An 18985-nucleotide genomic window follows, 5' to 3' on the forward strand; every position below is an offset into this window, starting at 1 on the left:
ACGCGGTGACACCGCAACAGCGCCGCGGTCAGGATCTGCTCTTCGATGCCCTGACCACCAAGGGGACCGCATTCAACCACGAGGAGCGTCGTGAGCACGGCCTGCTGGGACTGCTGCCCGTCGCGGTGAAAACCATTGCCGAACAGGCCGCCCACACCTACACCGAGTTCTCCACCCGCCGTGACGATCTGGACAAGCACATCTATCTGCGGGCGCTGCAGGACCGTAACGAGACGTTGTTCTATCGACTGCTCAGTGAACACATCGAGGAGATGCTGCCGATCGTCTACACTCCGACGGTCGGCGAGGCCTGTCGGCAGTTCAGCGAGATCTACCGGCGACCGCGCGGGTTGTTCGTGTCGTATCCGGATCGGCAACAGCTACGGGAGGTGTTGCGCAACCGGCGAGAGCAGCAGATCGACGTCATCGTCGTCACCGACGGCCAGCGCATTCTCGGCCTGGGCGATCAGGGCATCGGCGGCATGGGCATCCCGATCGGCAAGCTCTCGCTGTACACCCTGATCGGTGGCATCGCGCCTGCCCGCACCTTGCCGATCATCCTCGATGTCGGCACCGATAACGTCGAATTGCTCGACGATCCGCAGTATCTCGGCTGGCGCCATCGCCGCATCAGCGACGAGGAGTACTACGCGTTCGTCGATGACTTCGTCGCGGTGGTACGCGAGGAACTGCCCGATGTGCTGCTGCAGTGGGAGGATTTCGCCACCACGCATGCACTTCCGCTGTTGGAGCGCTACCGCAACCGGTTGCTGACGTTCAACGACGATATCCAGGGCACCGCCGCGGTCGCCCTCGGCGCGCTGCACGGCGCCGTCCGGGCCGCCGACCGGCCGCTGTCGCGGCAGCAGGTGGTGATGTTCGGTGCCGGTTCGGCAGGCATCGGCGTGCTGGAGATGATCCGCCAGGAGATGGTGGCGGAAGGGCTGACCGATGCGCAAGCCGCCGAACGGATCTGGGCCATCGATGTCGAGGGGCTGCTGACCGACGAACGCACCGATCTGTCCGACAGCCAGCGCCGGTTCGCGCAGCCCGCTTCCCGCCTGGCGGGCTGGGAGGGCCGGGGCCTGGCCGATGTGGTGCGCCACGTCGACGTGGGGATCCTGTTGGGGCTGTCGACGGCGGCCGGGGCCTTCAACGAGGACATCGTGCGCACGCTGGCGGCCAAGACCGACCACCCGATCATCTTCCCGCTGTCCAATCCGACGAGCCGCGCCGAGGCGCACCCCGCTGAGCTCGACGCGTGGACCGACGGACGCGCACTGATCGCGACTGGTTCGCCGTTCGCCCCGGTGCGCCGCGGCGGGCGGACCCGCCACGTCGCCCAGTGCAACAACGTCTACATCTTCCCGGCGATCGGGCTGGCGGTGACCGCGGCGCGGGCGACCCGCGTCACCGACGCCATGTTGCGGGCGGCGGCCACCACCCTCGGCGACACTTCCCCGGCGCTGTCCGACCCCGACCAGCCGCTGTTGCCGTCCTTCGCGGATCTGCCGGAGATCACCACCCGCATCGCGACCGCCGTGGCGGTCCAGGCGGTGCGCGACGGGGTCGCGCCGGAGGCCTCCGACGACGAGCTCGCAGCCGCCGTCCGACGGACCCGCTGGGCACCGGAGTATGCGACTCGCTAGCCGAGCTGGGCCACCGTCCTGCAATATGCGAGGTCAGTTCACTAAAGTGCTCGGGGTGGATAGAGGGAAGATCGCCCGGCGATGTGGTCGCGGCCTCGCCATCGTGGCGTCGCTGGCGGTTTCCGCCGCCCTCATCCAGGCCCAGGGAACCCAGGATGCGGCGCCGAGACCCACCGAGACCGCCGAAGCGGCCCCGGCGCCCGCTCCGCCGCCGCCCGCCGGCAAGATCCGCCTCGCCGACCCCGCCGAAGCCGCCGCGCTGGCCGCCAACGTGCCGATGCCGACCGAAGGCCAGCAGTTCACCTTCCCGCTGCCCGCCGGCGTGGCCCCGGAGAACGGGCTGCAAGTCAAGACCATCTGGGCCGCCCGCACCATCGGCGTGCTGTTCCAGGAGATCAAGACCATCTACGGGTACCGGCAGGACCCGCTGCGATGGCATCCCGACGGGCTGGCCATCGACGTGATGATCCCGAACTATCACAGCGACGCCGGCATCCTGCTCGGCGATCAGATCGCCGGCTACGCCCTGGCCAACGCCAAGCGCTGGGGTGTCAACCATGTGATCTGGCGGCAGAAGATCTACCCGGGCGTCGGAGGCGGGAACTGGACGTCGGATTACGGCAACGAGACCGCCAACCACTACGACCACGTCCACATCGCCACCAACGGCGGCGGCTACCCGACCGGGCAGGAGACGTACTTCATCACCTCGATGACGCCCGCGCCGCCCGACTGAGAGCCGGGGCGTTCACGGGTGTCGCCCCGGGCGGGTCGGGCGGTGTTGCCGCCGGTCACCGGCGCGCAATCCAGCCGAGGAACTCCGCCACGGTGAACACCGGTTTGTCGTACTCCTGGGCTTTGCGGGCCTTGCCGGACTGGGTGCCTGCCTCGGCGATGACCAGCACCTCGCACCGCGTCTTGGTCACCGAACGTACCGGCGCCAGCCCGGCTGAGGCGGCCAGGTGCTCCATCTCGTCGCGATCCATCACGCGGCCTTGGCCGTCGACCGCGGTCCCGGTGAAGCAGACGCGGGCGCCGGGGACCAGGACCGCGTCGATGTCATCGGCCGTCGACGGCGGCTGAGCCAGCCCGGCGCCCAATTCACCGGCTCCCAATGCTGCCAGGGCGTCGCGTAGGCGCCCCAGCACCTCGTCAGGTAGCGGGGTGCGGGCCGCCGCCAGCAGCAGCTGGTCGGCGGCGGTCTGGCGGGCCGCGTGCTCCCAACTCGTCTCACCGGCGAGGAAGCCCTCATCAGCCGGGACGGCGCCCAGCAGGACGGCGCCGATGTCGCGGCTGATCCGCAGCAACGCTGACAGGGCCGGAAGGTGTTCTGCCGTCGGTGTTGTGACGTCAGGGTCGCGGCTGAGCAGGATTCCCGTCAGCGCATCGGTCTCGTCGGGCTCGTCGAACGGCGATGAGCCGGCATCCAGGGTGCCGGCATCCAGGGTGGCCAGCGCCGATCTGGCCCGCTGCAGCGCTGTCTGGCCGGTGACGGCAGCGCCGCGCAGTTCGGCCCCCAGCGGCATGGGAACGACCTGCCCCAGCCGTTTGAGTTCGAAATCGATCAGCCCCAGCATCTCGTCGATATTCACCCCCACCGGTGTGCATCCGGCCAGCATCGGAGCGATCACTGCCCACGCCTCCCGCAGCGTGGGCGCCAGCAGCACATCTGCCACCCCGATCCGGTACGCCTGCCGGGCGTCGGCCAGATCACGCTGCGGGTTGATCAGCGTCGACACCGCGGTACCGTCATCGAAAGCCACCGCCAACTCCACCGGGCGCGGCCGGGACATCCGACCCTCGTCGCCCACGGTGAGCAGGCCGATCGCGCAGAAGCGGCGAGACCGCTCGGGGCTGGCCGAGGCACGCAGAAACCGGGCGATCCGGCGGTCCACCTTGAGATCCTTCGGCAGCACCGGGCGTTTGAGCACCAGGCCTGCCAACGACGTGCATCGGCTCAGGGCCACGTAGAGCTGGCCGGTGGAGAACATGCCCCCAGACAGGTCCACCACCAGCCGGTCCAGCGTCTGGCCCTGGCTCTTGTGAATCGTGATCGCCCACGCCAGCTTGAACGGCAACTGGGTGTAGGTGCCGACAACCTCCCGGCGCAAGGTACCGCCGTCGACCACCGGGCGGGTGGCCTCCCAGGTGAACGGGGCGACCTCGGCGATCGCACCGTCGGGGAACTCGACCTCGACGACCGCGCCGTGGCGGTCGTAGTCCACCCCCACCACACGTCCGATCGAGCCGTTCACCCAGCGCTCGGCGTGGTCGTTGTTCAGCATCATCACCTGGGCGCCGGCCTTGAACCGCAACTCGTCGTCGATCGGCTTGTCGAATAACGACAGGTCACCGGATTCGGTGGCCCGGTGCACCATTACTTCGCCGGGCAACCGTTCGAGGTGCTGGCGGTTGCGGGCGGTTACCAGTCTGTTGGTCGGCGCGAGTGTCAACCAGAACTCGTCGTCGGGAGGCACGAAGTCGGCATTGACCCGAGCGTCCAGGTGGTGCCGGGCATGACCGAGCAACACGCCTTCGCGAATCTCATTGAGAATCGCGGTCATCCGGTCGTCGCCGAGCTGGCGGAACACCGTCGTCAGCGAGACACTCGGAAAGTCCTCACGGCTGAAGGCGTTGGCCGAGAAGAAGTATGGGGTGTCATAGGTTGTCGAGAAGTAATGCTGCTCTCTCTCCGTGACCACGGGTGGCAGCTGATAGAGGTCGCCGACCAACACGACCTGCACCCCGCCGAACGGGGTTCCGGGCTCTGGGCCGAACCGCTGCAACGCGCCTGCGACCATGTCGAACACGTCGGCACGAACCATCGACGTCTCGTCGATGATCAGGGTCTGCAGCTTGCCGAGCGTCTTGCTGAAGCGTCCGGGCCGATAAGCCCCGACGGTGACATCGGAGAGCGTCGTTGTCGGACGGAATCCGAACAGGCGGTGGATGGTGTGCCCGTCGACGTTGAGCGCCGCGATGCCGGTCGGAGCGACCACGACGACGTTGCGGTCGGTGCCGGCCATGAAATGGCGGATGAGCGTCGACTTTCCGGTGCCGGCCTTACCGGTCAGGAACAGGTTTCGGCCTGAATCCAACAGCGCCAACGCTTGCCGGAACTCGTCGGTCAGCAGCACCGTGTTGCTCGCTGCAACCACGGTTGCACCTTACCTTTGCGGCGTCACCCACCCAGCACGGAGACGATCTTCTTGGCGGTCGCCTTGGCCGATCCCGGATTCTGTCCGGTGACCAGCCGCCCGTCGGCAACGACGTGCGACGCGAAGGGAAGCAAGCCCTTCTGGTAGCGGGCGCCGCGCTTTTTCATCTCTGCTTCGGCGTTGTAGGGCACCAACTTGTTGACGCGCGCAAGAACCTCCTCCACCCAGGCGAACCCGGTGAGCCTGCGCCCGGAGACCAGCAGCGATCCGTCCGAGAGCCTGGTATTGAGCAGGCCGCAGTAGCCGTGGCAGACCGAAGATACGATTCCCCCTCGTTCGAATATCTCCCGCGTGATGCGTTGCAGCCCTTGGCTATCGGGAAAGTCGAACATGACCGCGTGTCCGCCGGTGAAGTAGATCGCGTCAAAATCTGCCGGGTCGAGCTCATCGGGCGAGGCGGTGCCGGCCAGCAGTGCCATCTTCGCCGCGTCGGCGTGCCAGGCTTTGGCGCTCTTGTCGAAGTTGGGGAACTTCAACGAGCGCGGTTCCAGCGGCGAAGGCCCGCCTTTCGGGCTGGCGATCGTCTGCTGGTAGCCCGCGTCGGCGAAGATCTGATAGGCGTGGGTCAGCTCCGAGAGCCACAGCCCGGTCGGCTCGGCCGGGTCGTCGTAGTGGGCGACGTTGGATACGACGTTGAGAATGTGCTTGGTCATCCTCCCAGGATTGCGCTGCTCCCCCCAACCGCGCCAGCATTCGGCCGCCGCCCTTTAGGGTGCAACCATGCAGGTAACCTCGCCGAAAGCGCATCAACCCGGTTCGCTGCACCTCGCCGCGCTGCTGGTCTCACTGCTCGCCGTCATCATCGTCGCCACGCTCGGAGGGCTGGCGACCGCCGATGCCGCAGCCGATTACGGGAGGCTCGCCCAGCCCGGCTGGGCGCCACCGAGCTACCTGTTCGGGCCGGTGTGGAGTGGCCTCTATCTGCTGATGGCGGTCGCGGCGTGGCTGGTCTGGCGTGCCGATCCCCGGTGGAGCAGCCCGGCAGTCATCGCCTACGGCGTGCAGCTGGTCCTGAATCTGGCGTGGTCACCACTGTTCTTCGGACTCGGCTGGCGGGGTCTGGCCCTCGTGGACATCGTGGTGCTGGACGTCGTCGTGGTGGTCACCATCGTCGCGTTCTGGAAGCTTCATCGCGCCGCGGCGTTGCTGATGCTGCCGTATCTCGGGTGGATTCTGTTCGCGACCGCGTTGAACTATTCGGTGTGGACGCTGAACAGCTGACTCAGTCGACTTTCGGGCAGTAGAAGTGCGGGCTGTCGCGGTATTCGACCGGTGGCAGATTACGCGCCGGGGTCTGCACCAGCGGGGCGTCGACCGGAAGACGGCCCGAGGCACGGTCCAACGCCGAGCGCTTGCGCGGATGCATCAGTGCACGCTTCGGCCCGTACTTGGAGACGAGCGTGATCGCCTTGCACAGATACCCGTGCACCCGCTCCTGTCGCGCCGACCAGGTGTAGCCCATGAGTTCGCGCACCGGCGGGTCGTAGAGGGCCACCGTCATGAACGTCAGGAAGCGCTGCATCACCTTGAGGTTCAGCTCCCACAGCCAGTCCGGAATCCACTGCAGTGACGGGTGTTTGGGCATGGTCGACAGATCCATGACCTCGCGGGCAGCCCAGGTGTTCTCCAGCACGTTGTTGCACATGTGGTCCCAGTACTCCTGGAACTCCTCCCACGTCTTGGGCACCGGACGCATGCTCATGCCGTACATGCGGTACCAGGCGACGTGCTCGTCGAAGAGCTGTCGTTTGTCGTCCTCGCTGAGTCCGCCGGCGAACTTCTCGGCGGCCAGCAGGGTCGACTTGAAGAACGTGGCGTGCGCCCAGTAGAAGACGTCCGGGTTCAACGCGTTGTACCGGCGGCCCTGCTCGTCGACGCCCTTGATTCCGATGTGGTAGTCGCGGACCTCGGCGCCGGTCTGCGGGGCGCGGTAACCGTCGAACACTACGCCGCCGATCGGGTAGATCGACCGCATCAGCCGCGGGATGCGCTCCACGAAGAAGATGGAGTGATCCTTCACCGCCGCGCCCAGCTGCGGGTGCATGTTCTGCATCGAGCCCGCCCAGGTCCCCTGGAACAAGCCGGTCCATTGACCGAAGTACTTCCAGGTCAGCGAGTCGGGGCCGAGCGGCACCGGTGGCGCGTCGTAGCCGCCGGTGCTCACCGGACAGCCCGGAGCCATCGGCGCACCGTCGGCCGCCGGACAGGTTTCCGACATGTCTTGAGTCACGAGCGCGCACTCCCAGTCAGTGGTGGTCCATTTTGGACAACATGTGTTGTCAGTATCGACAGCTTAGGACGGGCCAGCGACCGCGGTCAACGGTCGGTCCGGCACGGTTGGCGGTCAGGGTGCGCGCGGTGTATGGCTACCAGCGCATTCCCGTTGCGCGGGCGACCAGAACCGCACCCGCCCCGTCAGCTCCCGATCGGGACGAATCCGCTGCCGGGTCCGTCGCCGGCGTTGACGTCGGCCAGGATTGCGCTGAATTTCGTCACGTACGTAATCGGCAACGAGGGGGTAGACCTGCCGCCCCAGGTGATGCCGCCACCGACGACCATTCCGACCAACAGACCATCCATCGTTACCGGGGCTCCCACATCGCCTCCGTCAAACCACCCATGCATCTGCATGCGCGGCCAGCCGTCCTGCCTGATGCCATAACAGATGCCAGGACTGGCAGGTCCCCACTTGCACACCTGCGAATCGAACACCGGGTCGGGACCGAGGCCGTTGATCGCAACGCCGGCGTAGTCAGACACCGGAATCAGCTCGGGCGCATCGAACTTGATCACCGCGTAGCCGAGGTCGCCGTTGGCGGCCACCACCGTGCCCACGGTGGTGTCGGCTCCCGCAATTGCGACGGCAGCCCCTGGCCCGCCGCACTGCGCTCCGGTGAAGCCCACGACGTCGCCGGCCCGGTCGCGTCCGATCGTGGTCAAGGTGCAGAAGCTATCGCCGTTGACGACGACGACCGCTCCACCGCCCAGGATCACCATCGCAGCCGCCGGAGGAGCAGCCGGCAATCCCGCGGCGAAAAGCAGTGCGAGGGCGACGGTTTCCCGCCAACGCGCGAACCGCACGGCGCCTCTCACGCGTCGGTCAGCCGACTGGGTTCAGGGTGGCGTCGCCATCGGCTCCGGGTGTTCCCGACGTTCCGTCGGCGCCGCCGTTGCCACCCGTTCCACCGGGCTCGCGCGAGTTTCCTCCGCCGTTGCCGCCGTTGCCCCCGGCACCGTTGCCGTTGGGACCGACTTGCCCACCATCACCGCCATCGCCACCGATGCCGCCGGCGCTACCCAAGTCGCCGGAGCCGCCGTTTCCGCCGGCGCCGCCGACTCCGCCGGTACCGCCATCGGCGTCGCCGCCGGTCCCGCCGGTCCCTCCGGTGCCACGAGGCGCGTCATCGGAGCCGGTAGTCAGGCCAGTGCCACCGTTTCCTCCGTTGCCGCCATCACCACCTTGGCCTCCGGTGCCGGCACCGCCGCCACCACCGCCACCACCGCCGGCGCCCCCGAAGCCACTACTGCTCGCTCCATCACCGCCGCTACCACCGGCACCGCCGACTCCGCCGTCGCTGGCGCCGCCATTGCCGCCGACGCCGCCGGTGCCGCCCTGGCCGCTCGCGTTCAGACCGACACCGCCGCCGGCACCGCCGGCACCCCCGTGGCTGGCAGCAGCACCGTCGACACCGTCGCCGCCGTTACCGCCAACACCACCGTTACGGCCGCCGCCCAGCATGCCGCCGATACCGCCGTCGCCTCCCTTGCCACCGGCACCGGCGATGCTGCCCTCACCCTCGGCGACACCGCCGTCACCGCCGTTACCACCGGCACCGCCGTCCCGGCCACCGCTCAGCGGGCTGGTTATGCCACCGGTCCCACCTGTTCCGCCGTTGCCGGCGACGCTGTTTACACCGCTCACTGCGCCGCCATTGCCACCGTTGCCGCCGACGCCCCCGTCCTGGCCGCCGCCCACCAGGCTGCTGATGCCTCCCTCGCCGCCGTTGCCGCCGGTACCACCGCTGCTGTGGTCTCCGATGGCTGCACCACCGTCTCCGCCGTTGCCACCTACGCCGCCGTTGCGGCCGTCGGAAGTGGTGCTGCTGGTGCCACCGTTGCCGCCGTCACCTCCGTTGCCGGCGGTGCTGCCGTCGCCGGTGGCGTCACCGCCTTTGCCGCCGGCGCCGCCGATACCGCCGTCGCCGCCGCTGCCCAGGGCGCTGCCGTAGCCGCCGGTACCACCATCGCCGCCGTTGCCCGCCGTGCTGCCATCCCCGGTGGCGTCACCGCCGTTGCCGCCGGCACCGCCGGGACCTCCCCCATTCCCGCCACCCAGGATGCTGCCGAAGTTGCCCGCGCCGCCGGTTCCGCCATCACCGGCGACACTTCCTGCCCCGTTGGCAGCACCGCCGTTTCCACCGTTACCGCTGCCGTAGCCGCCGTCACCGCCCGCGCCACCGGTCCCGTTGGCGCCGACAGATGTTCCGCCGTGACCGCCGTTCCCGCCGCCCACACCGCCGTTACCGCCGGCACCACCGGTTCCGCCGTCGCCGACCGAGTTGCCACCGTTGCCGCCGTTGCCACCGACTCCTGCGCTGCCGAACTCCCCGCTACTGCCGGCATCGCCGCCGTTGCCACCGTCGCCGGCATGCAGTCCGTCCAAGCCGGCGCCGCCGTCACCGCCGTTGCCGCCGTTGCCGATCCAGCCACCCGAACCACCCGCACCACCGTCGGCTCCGGCACCGCCAACCCCGCCGTCGCCGCCGTTGCCCAGCCAACCGCCGTCACCGCCGGCGCCACCGACCACGCCGGCTTCGGTGCTGCTCCAACCGGTGCCACCGTCACCGAAGATCCAGCCCCCATTTCCACCGTCGACATCGGTCTCAGTGCCATCGACGCCGTTGCAGACCAGGCCGCAAGAGCCACCGAAAGCAAACAGCGGGTTGATGAGGTCGTTGACCTGCGACCCGAACGGACTGTCGATCCAGTCCTGCATCGCAGCATGCAGCGGCAGATAGAAGTCGTTCTGGAACCAGTCGGCGAAATCAGTGCCGACAGCGGCACCCACCAGCTCATCACCGTTGAACAGTGCCGCCAAGTCGAGCGTCGACGCCGAGTCCAGGCCATCCCAGTAGCCCGGTTCGAACAGCGTGCCCCATGCGGCCGGATCCAACAGGTCCGCGAAGAAGTCCTCGAAGTCGGCGTGAGCTGTCGGCGCCAACCCGAACGCCGCCAACGCCCCGACCGAGGCTCCCGCCGTGGCCAGTCGCCGCAGCGGCGTCGCCGAATTTCCCTTAAGCCAACCTGAGATCGTCACGTCAGGTGCCTACCACGGACGGTCGGGTACCGCCATTTGAGAGCACCTGTGCCAACCTGCCGGCGTCGGCCGAGGAACTGCCGGGAAATCTGCGATCGGCGCGGCGCAACCGCGTCACTGTCGGCTGGCCCGAGCCGCGTCGACGCAGCGCTTGCGTGCGGCGCGGATCATCGGGGCGTCCGGGTTCGGCCAATGCGTCAGGTTCAGTGGCGGTCCGGCCAGTGCGATGAGTTCGCGCTCAAGCGGTTTGGGATCAGCCTCGGGGTAGACGCCTATATCAAGATGACGCTGCATCCAGGCGCTGAGCCGTTCTTCTCCGCCCGCGCCGAAGCGGTAGTTCCGATAGTTGGTGTCGCTGTTCCCCGCGCTTCTGGGTTCGGGTTGCAGCTGGAGGTCATCGATCAGCAACGCACCCAGTGATCTGCGCAGCGTGGAGAACCCGCTGCGTCCCGCCCGGAAGTGCGTGTCGAACTCTCGCTGGGCGAGGTTGGACGACAGTCCGACGTAAAGGCAGGTGCCGGCGGCGCAGTGCACTCCCGGCAGGACGCCGTCACGCAGGAAGATCGCGTAGACACCGGGCGCTGCTGGGGCATCGAGCAGTTCCCAGCTGGATCGGTGCTCCGACAATTGCGCCAGCGCATGGGCCGTTTCCATGTACGGAACCTAGCCAAAACCCCGCAGGAGCCGCACCACCCCGCATTGGCTGTCGCACTGCGCTGGTGGATCATATCCAGCGATCAGCCAGACGATGTTCAGTTGCTGGCGAGCGCAGTAGCGACCCGCGCGCATGTCGTGGACCGGTCAGTTCGCACATCGACCGCGACGTGCTGCTGATCGGTCAGGGCCGGGTGGCGGTGCGGTCTGAGTCGGTCGTCGGTCAGCCGAAATCGGGGCGCTCACGGCGCGATCTGCCGATGCCCGCCGATCTGGTCACCACGCTGCGGGCGCTCAAGGCAACACAGCAGCGCGAGGCGATGGCACTGGGCATCGGGTGGAGCGACGAACGGCTGATCGCGGTCCGCGAGGACGGCGAGCCGGTGCGGCATGAGTAGTACTCGGATGAGTTCCACCGCCTGCGCGAGCGGGCCGGCCTGCGCCGCATCCACCTCAAGGGCCTGCGCAACACCAGCCTGAGCCTGATGCTCGACAGCTCGCAGCCGGTGCACATCGTGGCAGCCTGGCACGGCCACGATCCGGCGGTCTCGCTGTCGATCTACAGCGACGGCAGGGCCGATGAGCTGGGCGCGGCCGGGTCGTCGTTGTTCGGCTGATGGACCGTCGTCACTGCATTGCAGAATGGGGCCGTGACTACTGCACCGCGTGTTTTCATGTCCTATTCACACGACGACGACCAACACCGGGATTGGGTCCTGCAACTATCATCGCGTTTGCGCGGGAACGGGGTTGATGTCTGTCTCGATCGGTGGGACGTTGCACTCGGCGGCAACCTAGCTCACTTCATGGAGCGAACAGCGAATGACACATATCGGGTGGTTGCCATCGTGTCCGAGACCTACCGCCGCAGATGCAATGACCGCGCTGGCGGTGCCGGAGTCGAGGCACAGATGCTGTCATCACGGCTATTCGACAAGTTGGATGCCGACGACATCATCCCGATCATTCGGAACAACCCGAAGAACCCACCGGAGCTGCCTGCCTTCCCTTAGCGGTCGGCTCTGGCTGGATTTCAGGGACGACACCACGCAGGAAGCCGCATACGAACGGCTGCTACGCGACATTCACGGAGTGGCCGTCGACGCCGCACCGCCTATCGGGCGAACCCCGTTCGAGGGGCGCACCGATACCGAGGCAAGCCTGGCAATCAGAAACTCACCGGGACGGTGGCACAATCCTGCGTTCCAGGGTGACGTCAAGTTTCCGGCTTCACAGAACAGCGGAAATTACAGGATCGGGTCCGGGAAATCGCAGTTCACCCTGAATATCGACTGGCTCGGCACCCAGGTCCGCGCATATCGGGATGCGGGCGATATCGCCCATGTTGCCGTCATCAGCAGAGCGCGAGAACGGACCAAGCTGCTAGCGGATGTATCTCAGTTCGACACAAGTAACCGGGTCGTATATGCCGGCACCGGCGACGCTTTCGTGCTCCACAACTGCAACGGGTTCTGGGCGCTGCTGTATATCGACAAGCTATACACGCGCGCTGGACAGCTGAACCGCGAGGATCTAGTCGATTTCCGCTACGCCATACAACCCAACCGAACCCCAGATTTCAGCGGGTTCGTCTTCCCTGGAACGGACGCCGACGACACCGAAACAAGCGAACCGGCTGGTCGGTGACATGTCTCCCGCGCTCGCAACAGCCGACCGTTTGGCAACTTATTAGCCACGTGGCCCCACGATGGCCCCGGCCCGAGAAAGACGAAACCCGTTCTGACGCTGGTCAGAACGGGTTTTCTCCTGTCGGGCTGACAGGATTTGAACCTGCGACCACTTGACCCCCAGTCAAGTGCGCTACCAAACTGCGCCACAGCCCGCCACCGCCGAACAACCCCGGCAGCAGGTCGAAAGCCTACCGCAAGGGATCGGGCGCGCCGAACCCGCGTGAGGGCACCGGCCGCCCGGATCGAGACGCGTAGGCTCGCCACGCGAGCGTGCCTCCCCCCTCCGCAACGCCCACAACCCCAGGAACCGCAACTGATGCAGATCCCCTTCGTCGAAGCAATGCTCGGCATGGTCGATCGCCGCCCTGACCCGATGCACATCCCCGGAACCACCGAGGACGCCGTCACCGACGACGTCGTCGACACCGCCGACCCCGGTGACGCCGTCCTGCTGCTGCAGAAGATGGAGAACCGGCTGGTCCGCCACTCGCTGCGCCACCCCGATGTGCTCTCGGCCGAGCAGCTGCGCCGGCTGCGGTATCTGCTCAACTTCGCCCGGCTGGGTGACTTCGAGCCCGGGGCCGCGGGTCCGGGCGGCAGCCGCGGACGCGGTGATGTCTCCGTCGGGGCGGAGCTGGCCCCATGGCGGGGCAAGGTGACCGACGCCCTGTACGGCCCGCTGCGCGAGGAACGCGACCCGGTGATCGCGCTTACCGCCGCACGCGACGCACTCGGTGCGCTGGCCGCCGATCAGGACGAGCAGCGCCGGCAATTGATCGAGCGCCACGGTGATGACTTCTCCGCGTGCGAACTCGACGCCGAGGTCGGCCACAAGAAGCTGGTCACCGTGCTCGGCGGTGGCGGCGGAGCCGGGTTCGTCTATATCGGCGGCATGAATGCGCTGTTGGAGGCCGGACCGGTCCCCGACTATCTGATCGGCTCGTCGTTCGGTTCGATCCTGGGATCGGTGGTCAGCCGGACGCTTCCGGTGCCCATCGAGGAGTATGTCGCGTGGGCGAAGACGGTGTCGTTCCGCGCCATCCTGGGACCGGAACGGCTGCGCCGCCGCCACGGACTGACCGGGGTGTTCTCGCTGAATTTCGATCAGTTCGCCGACGCCATGTTCCGCCGGGAGGACGGCGAACTGATGCGGATGTCGGATCTGGCCATCCCGTTCGACGCGGTGGTCGCCGGCGTGCGCCGGCAGCCTTTTGCTGCGCTGCCGGCGCGGTACCGCAATCAGCGGCTCGCCGCGCTGCAACTGCGCTCGTTCCCGTATCTGCCGATCGGACTCGGCCCGCAGGTGGCGACCCGGCTGTGGCAGACCGCGGCCTTCATCGACCCACGGGTGGTCAAACCGCTGGTCATCGGCGGCGACGACCCGGATCGCGACGTCAACGTGGTCGACGCGGCGTCGTTCTCCTCGGCGATCCCCGGGGTGCTGCACCACGAGACCAAAGACCCGCAGACGGTGCCGATGTTCGATGCGCTGCTCGCCGACAACGACGTGGGCGCCCTGGTGGACGGCGGCGCGGCCAGCAACGTTCCGGTCGAGCTGGCCTGGAAGCGGGTCCGCGACGGCCGGCTGGGCACCCGCAACGCCTGCTATCTGGCCTTCGACTGTTTCCATCCGCAGTGGGATCCGCGGCACCTGTGGCTGGTGCCGATCACGCAGGCGATCCAGCTGCAGATGGTGCGCAACGCCCCCTACGCCGACCATCTGGTCCGGTTCTCCCCGACGCTGTCACCGGTCAACCTGGCGCCGTCAGCGGCCACCATCGAGCGGGCCTGTCAATGGGGACGCAAGAGCGTCCAGGGCGCGATCCCGGTGGTCTCGGCGCTGCTGGAACCGGTGTGGTGGGAAGGCGAGAAACCGGCGGTGGTCGAGTCCGAACCTGCGCAACCGGTGCAGCAGAAGGCCGCGCCTATGAGCACGGTGATGTCGGCGTTGCGCCGGCCGCGGAATCGCTGGGAGCGGTGGCGCAACCGCGACGCGATCTGAACCGCTCAAACCGCCAGCAGCCGGTAAAGCCCGATCAGGCCGACCACCAGGATCGCCGCGCGCAGGGTATTCGGTGACAGCCGGCGCCCGTAATGCCCTCCCAAGTAGCCGCCTACCATGGAACCGACCGCGATCAATCCCACTGCAACCCAACTGATCCTGTCGAATGCGGTCAGAATGTAAGCCAACGCTGCGACCACATTGACCAACGTCGTCAGCAAGACCTTGGCCGCATTCATCCGCTGCATCGACTCGGGCAGCAGCACCCCCATCACGCCGATCAGCAGAATGCCCTGCGCCGCAGAGAAGTAACCCCCGTAGACAGCGACCGCGAAAGTTCCGATCGTAAGTACTGTCATCCGAGCGCGACTCAGGTGCTCACGTGAGCGGCCGGCCTGTTCCGCCCGGCGTTGGGCGATCGCCTGAACCCGCGGCCCGACCACGACCAGCGTCAGGGCGATGACCAACAGCACCGGCACCACCCGGTTGAAGACGCTTTCGGGCAGGTGCAGCAGCAGATAGGCGCCCAAGATGGCGCCGGCCACCGAACCCGGGATCTGCCAACGCAGCTGGTCCCACTGCCCGCGCAGCTCACGCCGGTACGCCCAGGTACCCGACACCCCGCCGGCCACCAGGCCGATCGAGTTGGAGATGGTCGCGGTCAACGGCGGGAAACCCAGCGTCACCAATGTCGGGAAGGTGATCAGCGTGCCGGAACCGACCAGGGTATTGACGGCCCCGGCGCCCACCCCGGCCAGGATGATCAACACCATCTGCGAAACCGGCACCGGCTCCCCCTTCTCCGAGGCCTCAACGGGTGCGCTTGGCGCCCCGCTTCTCTCGCACCCGCACATTGATCCGGATCGGGCTGCCCTCGAACCCGAACGTCTCGCGCAGCCGTCGCTCCATGAATCGGCGGTAGCCGGCCTCCAAGAATCCGGTGCTGAACAACACGAATGTCGGCGGGCGAGCGGTGGCCTGGGTGGCGAACAGGATTCGCGGTGCACGGCCGCTCCGCGCCGGCGGCGGCGTCGCGGCGACGACTTCTTTGAGCCAGGAATTGAGCTGGCCGGTGGAGATCCGGGTGTCCCACGATGCCAGCGAGGTCTCCAGCGCGGGCACCAACTTCTGCACGGCGCGACCGGTTTTGGCCGAGATGTTCACCCGTGGCGCCCAGGCCAGCCGGGCCATGTCCCGGTCGATCTCCTTGTCCAGCAGGTAGCGGCGATCCTCGTCGACCAGATCCCACTTGTTGTAGGCCAGCACCACCGCGCGGCCCGCCTCGACCACCATCGAGATCACTCGTTGGTCCTGCTCGGTCAGCGGCTGCGACGAATCGACCAGCACGATCACCACTTCGGCGGCATCGATCGCGCCGTGGGTGCGCACCGAGGCGTAGAACTCGTGTCCGCTGGCTTGCCCGACCTTGCGGCGCAGCCCGGCGGTGTCGACGAAACGCCAGATCTTGCCGTCCATCTCGATCAGCGAGTCGACGGGATCGACGGTGGTGCCGGCGACGTCGTGCACCACGGAACGCTCATCGCCGGCGAGCCGGTTGAGCAGCGAGCTCTTGCCGACGTTGGGCTTGCCGACCAAGGCGACCCGTCTCGGGCCGCCGCTGCCCGCCGACACCTCGGCCACCTCGGGCAGCTTGGCGACCACCTCGTCGAGCAAATCGGCCACCCCGCGGCCGTGCAGCGCGCTGACCGTGAACGGTTCGCCCAGCCCCAGCGACCACAGCGCCGCCGCGTCTGCCTCGGCGCGCTCACTGTCAACCTTGTTGGCGGCCAAGAACACCGGTTTACCGGAGCGGCGCAGGATCTTGGCGGCCGCCTCGTCGCCGGCGGTGGCACCCACCACCGTGTCCACCACCAGGATCACCGCGTCGGCGGTGCGCATCGCTACCGCCGCCTGCTCGGCGACCAGCTGCTGCAGGCCCTTGGCGTCAGGTTCCCAGCCGCCGGTGTCCTGCACCACGAAACGGCGTCCGGTCCACAGTGCGTCATAGGAGACCCGGTCGCGGGTCACGCCGGGCAGGTCCTGCACGACGGCTTCGCGCCGGCCCAGGATGCGGTTGACCAGCGTTGATTTGCCGACGTTGGGCCGGCCCACCACGGCCACCACCGGTGGCGGCCCGGAGTCCTCGACGTTCTCATCGACGCCACCGTCTTCGCCGATCTCCCAGTCGGTTTCGTCGAACCAGGTGCCGTCGGAATCGGAAGTGCTCATCGGATCGCCCCGCAGCGTTGCTCGACCAGATCGCGCAGGTGGTCGATCACCTGCTGCTGGCTCATCTCTGCGGTGTCCACGATCACCGCGTCGTCGGCGGGCCGCAGCGGCGATACCGCCCGGGTGGAATCCAGTTCGTCACGCCGCCGCACATCGGCCAGCACACCGGGGTAATCGTCACGCAGGCCGGCCGCGACGTTCTGGTCGTTGCGGCGCTGGGCACGGGTCTCGGCCGAGGCGGTCAGGAAGATCTTCACGTCGGCATCGGGCAGCACCACGGTGCCCACGTCGCGGCCTTCCACCACCACGCCACCGCCGGCAGCGGCCAGTTGCTGCTGTAAGGCCACCAAACGAGTACGCACTTCGGGGACCGCCGCCACCGCCGACACCGCCCCGGTCACCTCGTCACCGCGAATCTCTCGCGAAACATCTTCTCCACCGAGGTAAGTGCGGTCGCCATCGGGCTGGGAATACACCGAGACCTCGACGTTCCGGGCGACCGCGGCGATACCGCCGGCGTCATCGAGGGCGACGCCTGCGCGCAGCGCCGCCAGCGTGACGGCGCGGTACATGGCGCCGGTGTCGATGTAGCGCGATCCCAGCGCTTTAGCCAATCCTCGCGCGACCGTGGACTTTCCGGTTCCGGCCGGTCCGTCGATGGCGACGACCGCCAGACGGCCCGCGCTCATAGTCCGACCGCCGTATACAGTTCGCCGATCTCCTTGCGGTTCAGCACCCGAATGGTTCCGGGCCGCTGCTCCCCCAGCGCAACCGCGCCGATGTCGGTGCGCACCAACTCCTGAACCGGGAACCCGACGGCGGCCAACATCCGGCGGACGATGCGCTTGCGGCCCTCGTGCAGGGTCACCCGCACCAGCGACTTGCCGGGTACGGCGTCCACCACCGCGAAGTCGTCGACCTTCGCCGGCCCGTCGTCGAGTTCCACGCCCTCGCGCAGCTTCTTGCCCAGCCCGCGCGGAACGGATCCGAGCACGGTGGCGACGTAGGTCTTGGGAACACGGAAGGACGGGTGCATCAGCCGGTGCGCCAACTCACCGTCGTTGGTCAGCAGCATCAGCCCCTCGGTGTCGGCGTCGAGCCGTCCGACGTGAAAGAGCTTGGCATCACCGCGAACCCGGTGCTCGACGTAGTCGCCGATGCACGGCCTGCCGCGGTCATCCGACATCGTCGAGTGCACACCGCGCGGCTTGTTCAGCGCCAGATAGACCCGGGTGTCATCGACGCTCACCCGCGCCCCGTCGACGCGGATCACCGAAGCGGCGGGATCCACCCGGGTGCCCAGTTCGGTCACCACCTGACCGTCGACCTCGACTCGGCCGTCGCGAATCATCTTCTCGGCGACCCGGCGCGAGGCGACCCCGGCCTGCGACAGCACTTTCTGCAGGCGCACGCCCTCAGCGTCCGGCTGGAAATCGGAGAAAGCCATCAGAGGTGGTCCACATCGAACGTCAGCGGCTGGTCGGCCGCCGGCGCGCCACCGAGTTTCATGAAACGCGGTTCGCTGTCCAGGGATTCGCTCAGGTCGTCGATCACGTCGACATCCGGCAGCAGCGGCGCGATGTCGGGCAGGTCGACCAGCGACGACAGTCCCAGCCGCTCCAGGAACAGCTCGGTGGTGGCGAATGTCACCGCGCCGGTGTCGGCGTCCGCGCCGGCTTCGGTGATCAGGCCGCGCGCCAGCAGCGTGCGCATCACCGCGTCGACGTTGACGCCGCGCACCGCGCTGACCCGGGCACGCGTCACCGGCTGGCGATAGGCGACCACCGCCAGTGTCTCCAGGGCGGCGCGGGTCAGTTTGGAGCGGGCGCCGTCGAGCAGCAGCCGCTCGACGTAGGGGGCGAACCGGGCGCGGGTGTAGAACCGCCAGCCGCCGCCGGCCTCGCGCAAATCCATACCGCTGTCGCGGTCGGCGAGTTCGTCGGCCATCGCCCGCAGTTTGGCGGTGATCCGGTAGACCGGCTGGTCGGTGGCGGCCGCCAGCGACTCCACGGTCGCCGGGGTGTCGACCACCAACAGCAGGGCCTCGAGCACCGCGCCGAGTTCGGCGTCCTCGAGTTCGGGGGCCACGGCGACGTCGATACCCAGATCGGAGCCCGACCCGCCGGAAGCCTCCAGTTGGCCGGTGTCGTCCACCGTTTCCGCAGCCGCGGCGCCGTCGGACACCTCGGGTTCGGGCATGTGGTCAGTCATCAACTCGTCTCGCA

Annotated in this window: 19 protein-coding genes and 1 tRNA gene; 8 read left to right on the forward strand and 12 right to left on the reverse strand. The window is 67.8% G+C overall.

The window, feature by feature from the left end; all coding sequences use genetic code 11:
- Positions 1-5 precede the first annotated feature (5 nt).
- Both BST10_RS17540 and BST10_RS17545 read left to right on the forward strand, forming a co-directional pair.
- Complete coding sequence (locus BST10_RS17540) at positions 6-1649, forward strand: NAD-dependent malic enzyme (protein ID WP_083039423.1); 1644 nt, start codon at positions 6-8, stop codon at positions 1647-1649.
- Between the two features lie 25 nt (positions 1650-1674).
- The gene (locus tag BST10_RS17545; RefSeq protein WP_083039425.1) at positions 1675-2385 is read left to right on the forward strand and encodes a VldE C-terminal domain-containing protein; all 711 of its coding nucleotides are present in this window, start codon (positions 1675-1677) and stop codon (positions 2383-2385) included.
- A gap of 55 nt (positions 2386-2440) precedes the next feature.
- On the opposite strand, the gene BST10_RS17550 is transcribed toward BST10_RS17545, so the two are convergent.
- Positions 2441-4807, reverse strand: a complete 2367-nt coding sequence (locus tag BST10_RS17550; protein ID WP_235673590.1) for an AAA family ATPase — start codon at positions 4805-4807, stop codon at positions 2441-2443.
- Positions 4808-4830: 23 nt separating this feature from the next.
- Entirely contained in the window at positions 4831-5520 is a 690-nt protein-coding gene (locus BST10_RS17555; RefSeq protein ID WP_083039427.1) for a type 1 glutamine amidotransferase domain-containing protein, read from the reverse strand.
- A 67-nt stretch (positions 5521-5587) separates the two neighbouring features.
- Between BST10_RS17555 and BST10_RS17560 the strand changes: the two genes are divergently transcribed.
- On the forward strand, positions 5588-6088 hold the full coding sequence (locus BST10_RS17560; RefSeq protein ID WP_013828810.1) for a TspO/MBR family protein: 501 nt from the start codon (positions 5588-5590) through the stop codon (positions 6086-6088).
- A 1-nt stretch (position 6089) separates the two neighbouring features.
- Here BST10_RS17560 and BST10_RS17565 read toward each other — a convergent pair whose 3' ends face one another.
- The 4 genes from BST10_RS17565 to BST10_RS17585 form a co-directional block, all read right to left on the reverse strand.
- Entirely contained in the window at positions 6090-7085 is a 996-nt protein-coding gene (locus tag BST10_RS17565; protein WP_083039429.1) for an oxygenase MpaB family protein, read from the reverse strand.
- A gap of 197 nt (positions 7086-7282) precedes the next feature.
- Positions 7283-7948, reverse strand: coding sequence for a chymotrypsin family serine protease (locus BST10_RS17570; RefSeq protein WP_083039433.1), 666 nt, complete (start codon positions 7946-7948; stop codon positions 7283-7285).
- A gap of 19 nt (positions 7949-7967) precedes the next feature.
- Positions 7968-10184 carry a PGRS repeat-containing protein gene (locus BST10_RS24205; protein ID WP_163762320.1) on the reverse strand — a complete coding sequence of 739 codons (2217 nt, stop codon included), beginning with the start codon at positions 10182-10184 and terminating at the stop codon, positions 7968-7970.
- 114 nt (positions 10185-10298) lie between these two features.
- Entirely contained in the window at positions 10299-10838 is a 540-nt protein-coding gene (locus BST10_RS17585) for a GIY-YIG nuclease family protein (protein WP_083039435.1), read from the reverse strand.
- Between the two features lie 170 nt (positions 10839-11008).
- On the opposite strand from BST10_RS17585, the gene BST10_RS17590 reads away from it, so the two are divergent.
- The 4 genes from BST10_RS17590 to BST10_RS17600 all read left to right on the forward strand — a co-directional run bounded on the left by BST10_RS17590 (position 11009) and on the right by BST10_RS17600 (position 12485).
- Positions 11009-11236: a hypothetical protein gene (locus tag BST10_RS17590; protein ID WP_083039437.1), complete on the forward strand. Its 228-nt coding sequence runs from the start codon at positions 11009-11011 to the stop codon at positions 11234-11236.
- An 87-nt stretch (positions 11237-11323) separates the two neighbouring features.
- Complete coding sequence (locus BST10_RS22640; RefSeq protein ID WP_109559569.1) at positions 11324-11455, forward strand: recombinase XerD; 132 nt, start codon at positions 11324-11326, stop codon at positions 11453-11455.
- Between the two features lie 33 nt (positions 11456-11488).
- Positions 11489-11851 carry a toll/interleukin-1 receptor domain-containing protein gene (locus BST10_RS17595; RefSeq protein ID WP_133054441.1) on the forward strand — a complete coding sequence of 121 codons (363 nt, stop codon included), beginning with the start codon at positions 11489-11491 and terminating at the stop codon, positions 11849-11851.
- Positions 11852-11930: 79 nt separating this feature from the next.
- On the forward strand, positions 11931-12485 hold the full coding sequence (locus tag BST10_RS17600) for a hypothetical protein (RefSeq protein ID WP_083039441.1): 555 nt from the start codon (positions 11931-11933) through the stop codon (positions 12483-12485).
- A 123-nt stretch (positions 12486-12608) separates the two neighbouring features.
- Here BST10_RS17600 and BST10_RS17605 read toward each other — a convergent pair.
- A tRNA-Pro gene (locus BST10_RS17605) sits at positions 12609-12682 on the reverse strand.
- Positions 12683-12845: 163 nt separating this feature from the next.
- Between BST10_RS17605 and BST10_RS17610 the strand changes: the two genes are divergently transcribed.
- On the forward strand, positions 12846-14531 hold the full coding sequence (locus tag BST10_RS17610; RefSeq protein WP_083039443.1) for a patatin-like phospholipase family protein: 1686 nt from the start codon (positions 12846-12848) through the stop codon (positions 14529-14531).
- 5 nt (positions 14532-14536) lie between these two features.
- Here the strand turns inward: BST10_RS17610 and BST10_RS17615 are convergent, their stop codons facing one another.
- From BST10_RS17615 to scpB, 5 genes are read right to left on the reverse strand one after another with little or no spacing between them, the layout of a single operon-like run.
- Positions 14537-15319 (reverse strand): sulfite exporter TauE/SafE family protein, encoded by a 783-nt coding sequence (locus tag BST10_RS17615; protein WP_109559570.1) that lies wholly within the window; start codon positions 15317-15319, stop codon positions 14537-14539.
- 22 nt (positions 15320-15341) lie between these two features.
- The gene (der, locus tag BST10_RS17620) at positions 15342-16760 is read right to left on the reverse strand and encodes a ribosome biogenesis GTPase Der (RefSeq protein WP_083039448.1); all 1419 of its coding nucleotides are present in this window, start codon (positions 16758-16760) and stop codon (positions 15342-15344) included.
- The gene (gene cmk, locus BST10_RS17625; RefSeq protein WP_083039450.1) at positions 16757-17449 is read right to left on the reverse strand and encodes a (d)CMP kinase; all 693 of its coding nucleotides are present in this window, start codon (positions 17447-17449) and stop codon (positions 16757-16759) included. The genes der and cmk overlap by 4 nt, the downstream gene beginning before the upstream one ends.
- Positions 17446-18207 (reverse strand): pseudouridine synthase, encoded by a 762-nt coding sequence (locus BST10_RS17630; RefSeq protein WP_013828799.1) that lies wholly within the window; start codon positions 18205-18207, stop codon positions 17446-17448. The genes cmk and BST10_RS17630 overlap by 4 nt, the downstream gene beginning before the upstream one ends.
- Positions 18207-18971 carry an SMC-Scp complex subunit ScpB gene (gene scpB / locus BST10_RS17635; RefSeq protein WP_235673589.1) on the reverse strand — a complete coding sequence of 255 codons (765 nt, stop codon included), beginning with the start codon at positions 18969-18971 and terminating at the stop codon, positions 18207-18209. Before scpB ends, BST10_RS17630 begins: the two co-directional genes overlap by 1 nt.
- Between the last annotated feature and the right edge of the window lie 14 nt (positions 18972-18985).

The organism is Mycolicibacter algericus DSM 45454 (genome assembly GCF_002086455.1).
GTDB lineage: Bacteria > Actinomycetota > Actinomycetes > Mycobacteriales > Mycobacteriaceae > Mycobacterium > Mycobacterium algericum.

Excerpts from the sequence above, each read along its gene's own strand:
- BST10_RS17630 (WP_013828799.1), bottom strand. The coding sequence starts at position 18,207 with ATGGCTTTCTCCGATTTCCAGCCGGACGCTGAGGGCGTGCGCCTGCAG.
- BST10_RS17555 (WP_083039427.1), bottom strand. The coding sequence starts at position 5,520 with ATGACCAAGCACATTCTCAACGTCGTATCCAACGTCGCCCACTACGAC.
- BST10_RS17565 (WP_083039429.1), bottom strand. The coding sequence starts at position 7,085 with ATGTCGGAAACCTGTCCGGCGGCCGACGGTGCGCCGATGGCTCCGGGC.
- BST10_RS17560 (WP_013828810.1), top strand. The coding sequence starts at position 5,588 with ATGCAGGTAACCTCGCCGAAAGCGCATCAACCCGGTTCGCTGCACCTC.
- scpB (WP_235673589.1), bottom strand. The coding sequence starts at position 18,971 with ATGACTGACCACATGCCCGAACCCGAGGTGTCCGACGGCGCCGCGGCT.
- cmk (WP_083039450.1), bottom strand. The coding sequence starts at position 17,449 with ATGAGCGCGGGCCGTCTGGCGGTCGTCGCCATCGACGGACCGGCCGGA.
- der (WP_083039448.1), bottom strand. The coding sequence starts at position 16,760 with ATGAGCACTTCCGATTCCGACGGCACCTGGTTCGACGAAACCGACTGG.
- BST10_RS17610 (WP_083039443.1), top strand. The coding sequence starts at position 12,846 with ATGCAGATCCCCTTCGTCGAAGCAATGCTCGGCATGGTCGATCGCCGC.
- BST10_RS17585 (WP_083039435.1), bottom strand. The coding sequence starts at position 10,838 with ATGGAAACGGCCCATGCGCTGGCGCAATTGTCGGAGCACCGATCCAGC.
- BST10_RS17545 (WP_083039425.1), top strand. The coding sequence starts at position 1,675 with ATGCGAGGTCAGTTCACTAAAGTGCTCGGGGTGGATAGAGGGAAGATC.
- BST10_RS22640 (WP_109559569.1), top strand. The coding sequence starts at position 11,324 with ATGCTCGACAGCTCGCAGCCGGTGCACATCGTGGCAGCCTGGCACGGC.